The 11977-nt window shown below is 68.9% G+C and carries 13 protein-coding genes and 1 other RNA gene; all 14 read left to right on the top strand.

Annotated features, from left to right (window positions below):
* Positions 1–2: 2 nt before the first annotated feature.
* On the top strand, positions 3–1400 hold the full coding sequence (locus tag ACLFMY_RS00765; RefSeq protein ID WP_410762597.1) for a TolC family protein: 1398 nt from the start codon (positions 3–5) through the stop codon (positions 1398–1400).
* Positions 1401–1409: 9 nt separating this feature from the next.
* Complete coding sequence (locus ACLFMY_RS00770; protein WP_410762598.1) at positions 1410–2054, top strand: phospholipid-binding protein MlaC; 645 nt, start codon at positions 1410–1412, stop codon at positions 2052–2054.
* A gap of 7 nt (positions 2055–2061) precedes the next feature.
* Entirely contained in the window at positions 2062–2397 is a 336-nt protein-coding gene (locus tag ACLFMY_RS00775; RefSeq protein WP_410762599.1) for a lipid asymmetry maintenance protein MlaB, read from the top strand.
* A 16-nt stretch (positions 2398–2413) separates the two neighbouring features.
* Positions 2414–3673: a UDP-N-acetylglucosamine 1-carboxyvinyltransferase gene (gene murA, locus ACLFMY_RS00780; protein WP_410762600.1), complete on the top strand. Its 1260-nt coding sequence runs from the start codon at positions 2414–2416 to the stop codon at positions 3671–3673.
* Between the two features lie 5 nt (positions 3674–3678).
* Positions 3679–4335, top strand: a complete 657-nt coding sequence (hisG, locus tag ACLFMY_RS00785; protein WP_410762601.1) for an ATP phosphoribosyltransferase — start codon at positions 3679–3681, stop codon at positions 4333–4335.
* Positions 4332–5633, top strand: a complete 1302-nt coding sequence (gene hisD / locus ACLFMY_RS00790) for a histidinol dehydrogenase (RefSeq protein WP_410762602.1) — start codon at positions 4332–4334, stop codon at positions 5631–5633. Before hisG ends, hisD begins: the two co-directional genes overlap by 4 nt.
* Positions 5630–6724 (top strand): histidinol-phosphate transaminase, encoded by a 1095-nt coding sequence (gene hisC, locus ACLFMY_RS00795; RefSeq protein WP_410762603.1) that lies wholly within the window; start codon positions 5630–5632, stop codon positions 6722–6724. The genes hisD and hisC overlap by 4 nt, the downstream gene beginning before the upstream one ends.
* A gap of 99 nt (positions 6725–6823) precedes the next feature.
* Positions 6824–6920, top strand: an RNA gene (ffs, locus tag ACLFMY_RS00800) — signal recognition particle sRNA small type.
* 26 nt (positions 6921–6946) lie between these two features.
* The gene (gene dnaX, locus ACLFMY_RS00805) at positions 6947–8773 is read left to right on the top strand and encodes a DNA polymerase III subunit gamma/tau (RefSeq protein ID WP_410762604.1); all 1827 of its coding nucleotides are present in this window, start codon (positions 6947–6949) and stop codon (positions 8771–8773) included.
* Positions 8770–9093: a YbaB/EbfC family nucleoid-associated protein gene (locus ACLFMY_RS00810; RefSeq protein ID WP_410762605.1), complete on the top strand. Its 324-nt coding sequence runs from the start codon at positions 8770–8772 to the stop codon at positions 9091–9093. Before dnaX ends, ACLFMY_RS00810 begins: the two co-directional genes overlap by 4 nt.
* 69 nt (positions 9094–9162) lie before the next feature.
* A complete protein-coding gene (recR, locus tag ACLFMY_RS00815) occupies positions 9163–9768 on the top strand; it encodes a recombination mediator RecR (protein ID WP_410762606.1) in 606 nt (201 codons plus the stop codon).
* 71 nt (positions 9769–9839) lie between these two features.
* Complete coding sequence (locus tag ACLFMY_RS00820; RefSeq protein ID WP_410762607.1) at positions 9840–10382, top strand: hypothetical protein; 543 nt, start codon at positions 9840–9842, stop codon at positions 10380–10382.
* Between the two features lie 39 nt (positions 10383–10421).
* Positions 10422–10826, top strand: coding sequence for a secondary thiamine-phosphate synthase enzyme YjbQ (locus ACLFMY_RS00825; protein ID WP_410762608.1), 405 nt, complete (start codon positions 10422–10424; stop codon positions 10824–10826).
* A gap of 1 nt (position 10827) precedes the next feature.
* Positions 10828–11977: tRNA (5-methylaminomethyl-2-thiouridine)(34)-methyltransferase MnmD (gene mnmD, locus ACLFMY_RS00830; protein ID WP_410762609.1), on the top strand; the 1150-nt coding region annotated here is incomplete at its 3' end.

Consider the following 11977-nt stretch of genomic DNA (forward strand, 5'->3'; position numbering starts at 1 on the left):
CAATGAAACACGTACTGCAGACATTCGGACGCGGGCTGGCCCTGGCCGTCGGCGTGGCGGGCGCGGCGCTGCCGTCGCTGTCCCAGGCCGTCGACAGGCCGATCACGCTGGAGGAGGCCACCGAGCTAGCGCTGTCCTCGGATCCGCGCATCGACGAGCAGAAGGCAAACGTCGCCCGCGCCCAGGCACTGATCGAGCGGGTGCTGGGCGAGGGCGGCCCGCGCGTGTCGGCCAACCTCTATGCCGGGCTGGCACCGAAGGCGTCGGACGGCATCTTCACGAACGGGACCAACACCTGTCCTCCGGAGGGCTGCACGCTACGCGACGACGGGCTGGATCTCGACGAGGGGGTCACGGTCACCACGGGGCTCACCGCGACGATCATCCAGCCGCTCTACAGCTTCGGCAAGTTCGAGAACTACAAGCGGGCGGCCGACTTGAACCGGGACGTGAGTGCCGCGGAGGTATCGATCGCGCGCGGCGAGACCTGGCTGACGGTGCGCCGGGCCTGGTGGGGCCTTTTGACCGCGCGTGACACGCGCCGGATGCTCGAGGGAGTCCGCCGGCAGGTGGTGAAGACGCGCGATCGGATGCAGGCGAAGGCCGAACGCGGCGATGCGCCGATGAGCGACCTCTACGCCCTCGAGACGGGACTGGGCAACCTCGACCGCTACATTGCCCAGGCCGGCAGTGTCGAGGCAGTCGCGCTCGACGGGTTGAAGACGATCATCGGCGTGCCCATCGACGAGGAACTGGAGGTCGCCGAACGCGGCATCGAGCCGATCGACGGGCCGTCGTCGTCGCTTCAGGATCTGGCCGAGCAGGCCCTGGCCCACCGCCCGGAGATGTTCATGGCCGAGACCGGGCAGGAGGCCGTGCGCAGCCTGATCGAGGCCCGCAAGCGCGACAAGTATCCGAATGTCTACGCGGGACTGGCGGCCGGCGGTGCCTACACCCCGGGGCGCGAGCGGCTGGACAATCCCTACATCCATCAGCCGCTCAACAACGCGTATGCCACCCCGGTCATCGGGGTGCAGTGGGAGTTCAATCCCGGCGTGCATCGTGCCCGAGTGAGCGAGGCCGAGGCGCAGATGCAGGAAGTGGTGGCCAAGTCCCAGCTCGCCCGCCAGGGCATCCCGTTCCAGGTGGCCGAGGCCTACCACGAGAGCGTGGGCTTGGACCAGCAGATCGAGGCGCTGGCCAGAACCCGCGACAACTCCCGGCGGTGGATGGTGTCCAGCTTCATGGACTTCCAGGCCGGCCTGATCGACGGCGGCAAGCTCGCGGATGCCGTGCGGGCCAATACCGAGGCCCAGGCGGAGTATTTCCGCGCGATCAACGATTTCAACATGAGCGTCGCCCAGCTGGCCGTGGCGACCGGTGACTATCCGCAAGAGTAAGTGATTCCCATGCAAGCAACGTCCCTTCGTGATGACAGACCGTTCATCGGGCGCGTCCTCGCGCTCCTCCTGGCGCTGCCGACCCTGCTGGTCGCCTCGCCCGCCGTCCACGCCGAGCCCACGGAGGAGGAGGCCCGCGTGCTGGTCGAGGAAACGGCCGAGCGGGTCATCGCCGAGATCGCCGAGAACCGGGCGGCCGTCGAGTCGGACCCGGACGAGCTGCTGGAGATCGTCGACCGGATCCTGCTCCCGCACGTGGATTCCGAGCGCATGACGCGCCTGGTGCTGGGACGCTACTACCGTCAGGCGAGCCCGGAACAGATCCGGGCATTCACTCGGGAATTCCAGCGCCTGCTCGTGCGGACCTACGCCGGTCCGCTCTCGGAACTCGGCGACCAGGAGATCGAGATCACCGGATCGCGCGCCGATGGCGAGAACGAGCTGCGGGTGGAGACCGAGGTGTCCGGTGGCGACCTGGGGACCGTACCGGTGGCCTATCGGCTCGTGGTGGTCGACGGCGAGTGGAAATCGTACGACGTGGTCGTCGACGGCATCAGCCTGGTGAACAACTACCGTGGCAGCTTCGCGCAGAAGGTCCAGCGCGACGGGCTCGACAGTCTGGTCCGCACGCTGCGCGAACAGAACGAGGAGTGAGCCGGGCATGAGCGAGACGGCCCCCGCCTGGTCCTGTCGCATCGAGGCCGGTCAGTTGCTGATCGCCGGCTCCCTGGTGCGCGCCGGCCTCGACCGGGTCGCGCCGGTGTTGCCCGAGGGGGTCGTCGGACCCGAGTTCGACGTGCACCTCGGCCGGGTCGAGCGGCTGGACACCGCCGGGCTGGCCTGGCTGACCGCGCTGCAGGCCCGGGCGGAGGCAAAAGGGGTCCGTCTGCGATACACTCACGCCCCCAGTTCCATGCGCCAGATGATCGGTGTCTACGGTCTCGCTGACCTGATGAACCTCCAATCCGGCCTGGACGATCTGCCCACCTCCGGCTGAGACCTGATCGCAACCCATGAACAAGCTCCTGATTCGCGGTGGCGTTCCCATCGACGGCGAGATTCGCATCTCCGGCGCCAAGAACGCCGTGCTGCCCATGATGGCCGCCTCCCTGCTGGCCGACTCGCCGGTCACCATCGAGAACGTCCCGCACCTGCAGGACGTCACCACCACCATGGAGCTGCTCGGCCGCATGGGGGCAACGCTCACGGTGGGCGACCAGATGAGCGTCGAGATCGACGCGACCACGGTCGACACCCTCGAGGCGCCCTACGATCTCGTCCGCACCATGCGTGCCTCCATCCTGGTGCTCGGCCCGATGCTCGCGCGCTTCGGCAAGGCGCGGGTCTCGCTGCCCGGCGGTTGCGCGATCGGCACCCGTCCTGTCGACATCCACCTGCGCGGACTGGAGGCGCTGGGTGCCGACGTTCGCGTCGAGGGCGGGTACATCGAGACGTCCGCCGAGCAGCTGGTCGGTGCACGCATCGTGCTTGACCAGGTGACGGTGACCGGCACCGAGAACCTCCTGATGGCGGCCGTCTTCGCCAGGGGCGAGACGGTGCTGGAGAACGCCGCGCGCGAACCTGAGGTGGTCGACCTGGCGCGTTTCCTCAACGCGATGGGGGCGGATATCCGCGGCGCCGGCAGCGACGTGATCCGCATCCACGGGGTCGAGCGCCTGCATGGCGTTCGCTACCGCGTGCTGCCCGACCGGATCGAGACCGGTACCTACCTGGTGGCCGCCGCCATGACCCGCGGGCGCATCCTGGCGCGGGACACGCGTCCCGACCTGCTCGACGCGGTGCTGGCCAAGCTCGAACAAGCCGGTGCGGACCTCGAGGTGGGCGAGGACTGGATCCGTCTCGACATGCACGGCAAGCGGCCGAAGGCTGTCGACATCCGCACCGCGCCGCATCCGGGGTTCCCCACCGACATGCAGGCCCAGTTCGTCGCCATGAATGCGGTCGCCGAGGGCACCTCCACGGTGGTCGAGACGATCTTCGAGAACCGCTTCATGCACGTCCAGGAGATCCAGCGGATGGGGGCCGACATCCACATCGAGGGCAACACGGCCGTGATCCGCGGGGTCGAGTCACTGTCCGGCGCCCCGATCATGGCCACCGACCTGCGCGCCTCGGCCAGCCTGGTCCTGGCCGGGCTGGTGGCCCGCGGGGAGACCGTCGTCAACCGCATCTACCACATTGACCGCGGCTACGAGTCGATCGAGGAAAAGCTTTCCCGGCTCGGGGCCAACATCCAACGGATCAACAACTGATCGCCATGTCCCAAACTGACCCGACCAACGAGATCGTCGTCGCCCTCTCCAAGGGGCGCATCTTCAAGGAGACCCTGCCGCTGCTCGCCTCGGTGGGCATCGAGCCGCTCGACGATCCGGACAAGAGCCGCAAGCTGATCCTGGAAACCAGCGACCCCAGCGTGCGCCTGCTGATCCTGCGTGCCTCCGACGTGCCCACCTACGTCCAGCACGGTGCCGCCGACATCGGCGTTGCCGGCAAGGACGTGCTGTTCGAGCACGGCGGTGACGGGCTGTTCGAGCCGGTCGATCTCGAGATTGCCCGCTGCAAGCTGATGGTCGCCGGCCGACCCGGTGCGCTCGACCGTCCGGGCCGCCTTCGCGTGGCGACCAAGTACACCCGGGCAGCGGAATCGCACTTCGCCGACAAGGGGCGCCAGATCGAGCTGATCAAGCTCTACGGCTCGATGGAACTGGCCCCGCTGGTGGACCTGGGCGACTGCATCGTCGACGTGGTCGACACCGGCAACACGCTGCGTGCCAACGGCCTCGAGCCGCTGGAGCACATCGCCGACATCTCGTCGCGCCTGATCGTCAACCGGGCCGCGCAGAAGCTCAAGCACGCCCGGATCTCCGACTTCGTCGAGCGGGTGGAAGCCTATCTCGAGGAGAAACGCTCATGATCCGTCGCATGAACGCCCGCGCCGCGGGATTCGACCGGCAACTGGACGAACTGCTCGACTGGTCCGGCATGGCCGACGCCCGGGTCGAGGGCATCGTTCGCGACATCCTTGCGGATGTCCGCAAGCACGGCGACGCCGCGGTGCTCGAGCACACCCGTCGCCTGGACCGACTGGAGGTGACCAGCGCCGGCGAACTGGAGTTCTCGATCGAACGCCTCGACCAGGCGCTGGACGCCATCCCGGCCGACGTCCGCGAGGCCCTCGAACTGGCGGCGAAACGCCTGCGCGCCTACGCCGAACGTCAGAAGGGGGAAAGCTGGTCCTACACCGAGGACAACGGCAATGTCCTCGGCCAGCAGGTGACCCCGCTCGACCGCGTCGGCCTGTACGTCCCGGGTGGCAAGGCGGCCTATCCCTCGTCCGTGCTGATGAACGCGATCCCGGCGAAGGTCGCCGGGGTCGGGCAGGTGGTCATGGTCGTGCCCACGCCCGACGGCGTGCTCAACGACACCGTGCTCGCCGCCGCGCGCATCGCCGGGGTGGACCGCGTGTTCACCGTCGGCGGCGCCCAGGCCGTCGGCGCGCTGGCCTTCGGCACCGAGACCATCCCGGCGGTGGACAAGATCGTCGGGCCGGGCAACATCTTCGTCGCCGCGGCCAAGCGCGAGGTCTTCGGCCGGGTGGGCATCGACATGATCGCCGGGCCTTCCGAGATCCTGATCGTCTGCGACGGCCATACCGATCCCGACTGGATCGCCATGGACCTGTTCTCGCAGGCCGAGCACGACGAGCAGGCCCAGTCGATCCTCGTCGCCCCGGACCCGGAATTCCTCGACGCGGTGACCGCGTCCATCGAGCGCCTGCTGCCCGACCAGCCGCGGGCGGCGATCATCGAAAAGGCGCTCGGCTCGCGCGGGGCGCTGATCGAGGTGGCCGACCTCGACCAGGCAATCGAACTGGTCAACCGCATCGCGCCCGAACACCTCGAGCTCTCCTTCGAGGGAGCCGAAGACCGGCTCGGCGAGATTCGTAACGCCGGGGCGATCTTCGTCGGGCGCTACACCGCCGAGGCGCTGGGCGACTACTGCGCCGGGCCGAACCACGTCCTGCCGACCTCCGGCACGGCGCGGTTCTCCTCGCCGCTGGGGGTCTACGACTTCCAGAAGCGCTCGAGCATCATCCACTGTTCGCCGGCCGGCGCGGCCGAGCTGGGCGTGACCGCCGACTGCCTGGCCCGCGCCGAGGGCCTGGATGCCCACGCGCAGTCCGCCCGCTACCGGATCGAATCCGGGGAATGAGCATGCGGTCGGACAGGCAGCGATTCTGGTCGGACGACCTGGTCGGGCTGACGCCCTACGTTCCGGGCGAGCAGCCCCGCATCGAGGGGTTGATCAAGCTCAACACCAACGAGAACCCGTTTCCGCCGTCGTCCCGGGTCACCGAGGCGATCCGGGCGGCGGCCGACGAGCGCCTGCGGCTCTACCCGGACCCGGCCAGCCAGGCCCTGCGGGAGTGCCTGGCCGGCTACCACGGCGTGGCCTTGGACGAGGTCTTCGTCGGCAACGGCTCGGACGAGGTGCTGGGGTTCTTGTTCCGCGCGCTGTTCCAGCGGGGACGGCCGATCGTCTTTCCCGACATCACCTACTCGTTCTACCCGGTCTACTGCCGGCTGTACGGCATCGAGTCGACGATCGTGCCGCTCGACGAGGCGCTGGCCGTGGACGTGGACGCCATGTGCCGCATCGACCCCTCCAGTGTCGGTGGCGTGATCCTGCCGAATCCCAATGCGCCGACCGGCCGGGCCCTGGGGCTGGAGCAGGTCGAGCGGCTCGCGGCGCATTTCGCCGACTGTGCGGTGGTCATCGACGAGGCCTATGTCGATTTCGGCGCGGAGTCGGCCGTCGCCCTGGTCGGGCGCTACCCGAACCTGCTGGTCACCCAGACACTCTCGAAGTCGCGCTCCCTCGCGGGCCTTCGGATCGGTTTCGCCGTTGGCCAGTCGGGACTGATCGAGGCGCTGACCCGGGTTAAGGACAGCTTCAACTCCTATCCGGTCGACCGACTCGCCGAGGCGGGAGCGATCGCCGCCTTCGAGGACCGGGCGCACTTCGAGCGGACCCGTGCCGCGATCATCCGCATGCGCGAGGAGCTCGCGGCGGGGCTGAATGCCCGGGGCTTCGAGGTGGTGCCGTCGGCCGCGAACTTCCTGCTCGCGCGCCACCCGGACCACGCCGGGGCCGATCTGGCGGCCGGCCTGCGCCGGCACAAGGTGATCGTGCGCCATTTCGACCGTCCCCGCATCGGCGACCACCTGCGCATCACGGTCGGTAGTGAACCGGAGAACGCGGCGCTACTGACCGCCCTCGATGCGATCCTCGGCGCGGAGTAGTCCCGGACCAGCCTGTTTTCCGGGCGTCCGGCATGTTATTCTTCGCCCGCGTTTCCGATCAGTGAACGCTGGTCCGAGACGCCACCCAATGGTGCCCTGTGTTCGTCCCTTCGCGACGGATCACCGTGAATTCCGCCAGGCCCGGAAGGGAGCAACGGTAGCGGTCGATTCGGGCGCCGGAGACCGGCGGATGCAGGGTGCCACCCAATTGGATTGCGATCTATGAGCTACCTGGTACTGGCACGCAAGTGGCGACCCAAGCGTTTCGACGAGATGGTCGGCCAGGGTCACGTGCTCCAGGCCCTCACCAACGCGCTGGATCGCGATCGCCTTCACCACGCCTACCTCTTCACGGGCACGCGCGGCGTCGGCAAGACCACGGTCGCGCGCATCTTCGCCAAGGCGCTCAACTGCGAGCGCGGCGTCTCCAGCCGCCCCTGCGGCGAGTGTGATGCCTGTCGCGAGATCGACTCGGGACGCTTCGTCGACCTGATCGAGGTCGACGCCGCCTCCCGCACCAAGGTCGACGATACCCGCGAGCTGCTGGACAACGTCGTCTACCTGCCGGTCAAGGGGCGCTTCAAGATCTACCTGATCGACGAAGTGCACATGTTCTCGGCGGCAAGCTTCAACGCGCTTCTCAAGACGCTCGAGGAGCCGCCGGAACACGTCAAGTTCCTGCTCGCGACCACCGATCCGCAGAAACTGCCGGTCACCGTGCTTTCACGCTGCCTGCAGTTCAACCTGCGTGCGCTGCCGCAGCAGCACATCCAGCGCTACCTTGGCGATATCCTCGAGAAGGAGGGCATCGAGAGCGATGCCGAATCGCTGCGGCTGGTCTCCGAGTCCGCCGGCGGGTCGATCCGCGATGCCCTGAGCCTGCTCGACCAGGCAATCGGCTACTGCGACGGGCGTCTCGACGCCGAGGCCGTGGCCGACATGCTCGGCGTGACCGACCGCCGCCTGCTCGAGTCGTTGCTGCACGCGCTGGCCGCCGGTGATGCCGACGCGCTGTTCGCGCTGGTCGACCAGGCCCTTGAGCGATCGGTCGACCCGGCGCGACTGCTGGCCGAACTGGCCGAGAGCGTCCACCGGGCCTCTCTGGCCCAGTGGCTGCCCCCGGGCGACTCGACCGAACCCGGCGCGAAGGCCCCCGACGTCGACCCGCAGACGTTGCAGCTCTGGTATCAGATTGCCCTCGGCGGACGGCGGGACATCGGCTGGGCGCCGTCGGCCCGTGTCGGGCTGGAGATGACCCTGCTGCGAATGCTGGCGTTCCAGCCGGTCGACCGGCCGGCATCGGCCCCGGCCCCGGTCGGCAACGTGGCCGATGCCGGCGCGGCACCCGCCTATCGCCTGGCCGAGCGGGCCCGGCCCGAACCCGGACCCGAAACGAGGCCCGAGGCCAGCCCGGCCGTTGACGTCGCGGCGAGGTGGTCGACGCCACCGGCGGAGCCGAACGTTCCCGACCGGACGGTGCCCGACGCCTCCCGATCGCCCGCCGGTTCCGATAATCCTGCGGGACCGTCGGCCGATCCCGGGGTAGCTTCCGCATCGGCCGGCGAGGTCGACAGCCCCCGGGCCTTCGACCCCGACAGGTGGCCGGAGCTCGTCTCGCGCCTGCCGATGCCGGCCCGCAGCCTGGCCGAACGCTGCCACGCCTCGCTGGACTCGGACACGGTGGTGCTGACCATCGACCCGGGATTCCGGTCGATGGCCTCGAAGAGCACGCAGGATCGCCTAGTGACGCAACTCAAGCGGCTGGGCGTGACCCAGCCGGTCCGCTTCGTGTTCGGTTCGCCCGTCGAGCGGCGGGCCGAGGCCGCTCCGGCCCCGAGGGCGCCCGCCGTCGACGGCCCCACGCCGGCCGAGATCCGCGAGCAGAACGAGCGGGCCGCGCGGGACGCGCGCGAACAGTCCGTCCGCTCGCATCCGTCCGCTCGCGTGCTGACCGAGCGTGCCGGCGCCGAGCTGCTTCCCGATTCCGTTCGCCCGGTCGAGCAGGGCGAGCATGCCAACGAACAACAGCCAGCAGGAGACCGCAGATGAAAGGTGGTATGGGTAATCTGATGAAACAGGCGCAGGCGATGCAGGAAAACATGCAGCGCATGCAGGAAGAAGTCGCCAATATGGAGGTCGAGGGGCAGTCCGGTGGCGGCCTGGTCAAGGTCACCATGACCGGCAAGCACGAGGCCCGCCGGGTGGAGATCGACCCCAGCCTGCTCGAGGACGACAAGGAGATGCTCGAGGACCTGATCGCCGCGGCGATCAACGACGCCTCCCGTCGCATCGAGCAGGAGCAGCAGGAAAAGATGTCGGGCATGACGGCCGGCATGAACCTGCCGCCGGGCTTCAAGATGCCGTTTTGATCACGGACTCGTCCGTCCCGTCGCCCGATCCACCACGGTTCGGGCGTTTCTCGTTCCGGAGACCCGCCCGTGCAATTCTCGCCCGGATTCCAGCAACTCATCGACGCGCTGCGCTGCCTGCCCACCGTGGGCCAGAAGACCGCGCAACGCATGGCCCTCCACCTGCTCGAGCGCGATCGAGCCGGGGCGGCCAACCTCGCGCGGGCGATCGAGCAGGCGCTCGAGACGCTCGGCCACTGTCGTTCCTGCCGGGTATTCACCGAGGGTGACCTCTGCCCGATCTGTGCCGACGAGCGACGCGACGATGCGCTGCTGTGCGTGGTCGAGTCGCCGGCCGACTGGATCGCGATCGAGCAGTCCGGCGCCTTTCAGGGGCGCTACTTTCTCCTGCTCGGTCGGCTCTCGCCACTCGACGGCATCGGCCCGGAGGAGCTGCAGCTCGACCAGCTCGAGACGCGGCTGGCCGACCCGGCCCTGGAGGAGGTGATACTGGCCACCAGCGCCACCATCGAGGGCGAGGCGACCGCCGGCTACGTGACGGAACTCGCGCAGGCCCGCGGCCTGAAGGTGACGCGGCTCGCCCAGGGCGTACCCATGGGCGGCGAGCTCGAGTACATCGACCCGAGTACGCTGAGTCTTGCCCTGCGGGGGCGGCGCGAGCAGCGGGACGACTGACCCCGGGAACTTATGGGGTATCATCCGGACTGATAGGATTGCTGCCCCCCATACCGTTGAAAGAGGTCGCCATGCTGCGTCGTTCCGCCTCCCACCGTTTCCTCCAGCCGGCCCTGGCCATGGCGCTGGCCCTGATGGCTGCCAGTCCATTCGCGAATGCCGAGGAGGGCCAGCCGGTGCTCGTCCCGGGCGAGCGTTTTCCCATGCTTGATCTCGAGGACCAGTTCGGCGACGAGCACGCCGTACCGGGCGAGGCCACGCTGATCATCTTCTCCGGCTCCAAGCAGGCCGACGATGACCTTTCGGGCACGCTGGGCGAGATCGCCGGCGATGCCCTGCGCGCGGGGGAGATCATCTACCTTTCCGATATCAGCCGCATGCCGGGGCTGATCACGAAGCTCATCGCCATGCCGGCCCTCAAGGATCGCGATTACCCGGTGACGCTCATCCGCGAAGAGGGTGTGGCCGACACGCTGCCTGCCACCGATGGTTGCGTCACCCTGTTCCAGCTGTCCGGGGAAGGGGAAGTGCATCGCATCGACGAGGCCTGTGAGCCCGACGAGCTGCGCGACGCGCTGACGGCCGACGGGTCGGCACCGGGGGAACAACCCTGATCCCCGCCAGAGTCGCCTGACCGCTGGTAGAATGCCTTCATGCCAAGGATCATCGAACTCAGTACACCCGGACGCGGGTTCACCAACATCACGCGGGAGGTGGACCGCGAGTTGTCCGGCTCGGGTCTCTGTCACCTGTTCCTGCAGCACACCAGTGCCTCGCTGATTCTCTGCGAGAACGCCTCGCCCGACGTGCGGATCGATCTCGAGACCCTGATCCAGCGCATTGCGCCGGATGGCGACCCCGCCTATCGCCACGACGACGAGGGGCCGGACGACATGGCGGCGCATTTCCGCACGCTGGTCGCCGGACACGAGCTGACCATCCCGGTGCAGAACGGTCGCCTGCTGCTGGGCACCTGGCAGGGCATCTTCCTCTGGGAGCATCGGGCGCAGCCGCATCGGCGGCGCGTGGTGATCACGCAGGTCCCCGAGTCCGCCTGAGGTGGACCAGTCCACGGTCGCACCGGGCTGGCCGCTGTCGTCGGCGCGGCTGGAGTGGGGGGACGATGCCACCACCCCGACCAGTTCCTTGTATTCCGACGTCTACTTCTCCCGCGAGGGCGGTTTCGGCGAGAGCGAACACGTGTTCATCCACGGGAACGACCTTCCCGAGCGCTTCGCCGACGGCCGGGCCAGCCGGATACTGGAAACGGGTTTCGGCACCGGCCGCAACTTCCTTGCCACGGCGCTCGTCTTCCTCGCGACCGCGCCGGCCGACGCGCAACTGGATTTCGTCAGCCTCGAGAAGCATCCCATCGCCCGGCAGGACCTGCCCCGACTGGGGCGGGCTCAGTGCGAGTTGGCCGCCCGCTGGCTCGACGAGCATCCCGCCCTGGACGAGGGCGGTCCGGCGCGACTGGCACGGCTGCAGGAACAGCTGCACGGGCAATGGCCGGACGCGATTCCCGGCTTCCATCGCCGGTTGCTCGCCGGTGGTCGCATTCGCCTGACCCTGGTCTGGGGCGACGCCCGCGACCAGCTTCCCCAGATCGACGGGGCGTTCGACGCCTTCTTCCTCGACGGCTTCGCGCCGGCGCGCAACCCCGAACTCTGGGACGAGGCGCTTTTGGTCGAGCTGGGGCGCCGCGCCGCGCCGGGCGCGACGGCGGCGACCTACTCGGCTGCCCGGCGGGTGGTCGATGCCCTCGGTGCCGCGGGATTCGACACCGAGAAGCGGCCGGGTTTCGGACGCAAGCGCGACATGCTGGTCGGCCGGCACGCGGCCGGCGGAACGTCGGCGTCATCGACAGGGCACGCGGACGGTCGGCGCATCGCGGTGGTCGGTGCAGGGATGGCCGGCGCTTCACTGGCCCACTTGGCCGCGGGCCGCGGGCTTCCCGTGGAGGTGTTCGAATCCGGGTCCGCCCCCGCCGGCGGGGGGTCGGGCAATCCCGCCGGCCTGGTCGCGCCGGTGATGAGCCGAGACTGGAACCGCTTGTCCCAGCTGACCGCCACCGGCATGGGATTCATGCGTGAACTGGTCCGCGAGACCCTTGGCCCCGCCGATCGGAACGATCCGGCCTACGGCTTTACCGGGGTGATCAAGCTCGCCCGGCAGTCGCGCCACGCCGAGCGCCAGGGCCGCATCGCCG

The organism is Guyparkeria sp. (genome assembly GCF_046545975.1).
GTDB lineage: Bacteria > Pseudomonadota > Gammaproteobacteria > Halothiobacillales > Halothiobacillaceae > Guyparkeria.

Coding starts and splice junctions, on each gene's coding strand:
- hisD (WP_410762602.1), top strand. CDS start 4,332: ATGATCCGTCGCATGAACGCCCGCGCCGCGGGATTCGACCGGCAACTG.
- ACLFMY_RS00825 (WP_410762608.1), top strand. CDS start 10,422: ATGCCAAGGATCATCGAACTCAGTACACCCGGACGCGGGTTCACCAAC.
- dnaX (WP_410762604.1), top strand. CDS start 6,947: ATGAGCTACCTGGTACTGGCACGCAAGTGGCGACCCAAGCGTTTCGAC.
- ACLFMY_RS00810 (WP_410762605.1), top strand. CDS start 8,770: ATGAAAGGTGGTATGGGTAATCTGATGAAACAGGCGCAGGCGATGCAG.
- hisC (WP_410762603.1), top strand. CDS start 5,630: ATGAGCATGCGGTCGGACAGGCAGCGATTCTGGTCGGACGACCTGGTC.
- ACLFMY_RS00765 (WP_410762597.1), top strand. CDS start 3: ATGAAACACGTACTGCAGACATTCGGACGCGGGCTGGCCCTGGCCGTC.
- ACLFMY_RS00820 (WP_410762607.1), top strand. CDS start 9,840: ATGCTGCGTCGTTCCGCCTCCCACCGTTTCCTCCAGCCGGCCCTGGCC.
- ACLFMY_RS00775 (WP_410762599.1), top strand. CDS start 2,062: ATGAGCGAGACGGCCCCCGCCTGGTCCTGTCGCATCGAGGCCGGTCAG.
- murA (WP_410762600.1), top strand. CDS start 2,414: ATGAACAAGCTCCTGATTCGCGGTGGCGTTCCCATCGACGGCGAGATT.
- ACLFMY_RS00770 (WP_410762598.1), top strand. CDS start 1,410: ATGCAAGCAACGTCCCTTCGTGATGACAGACCGTTCATCGGGCGCGTC.
- hisG (WP_410762601.1), top strand. CDS start 3,679: ATGTCCCAAACTGACCCGACCAACGAGATCGTCGTCGCCCTCTCCAAG.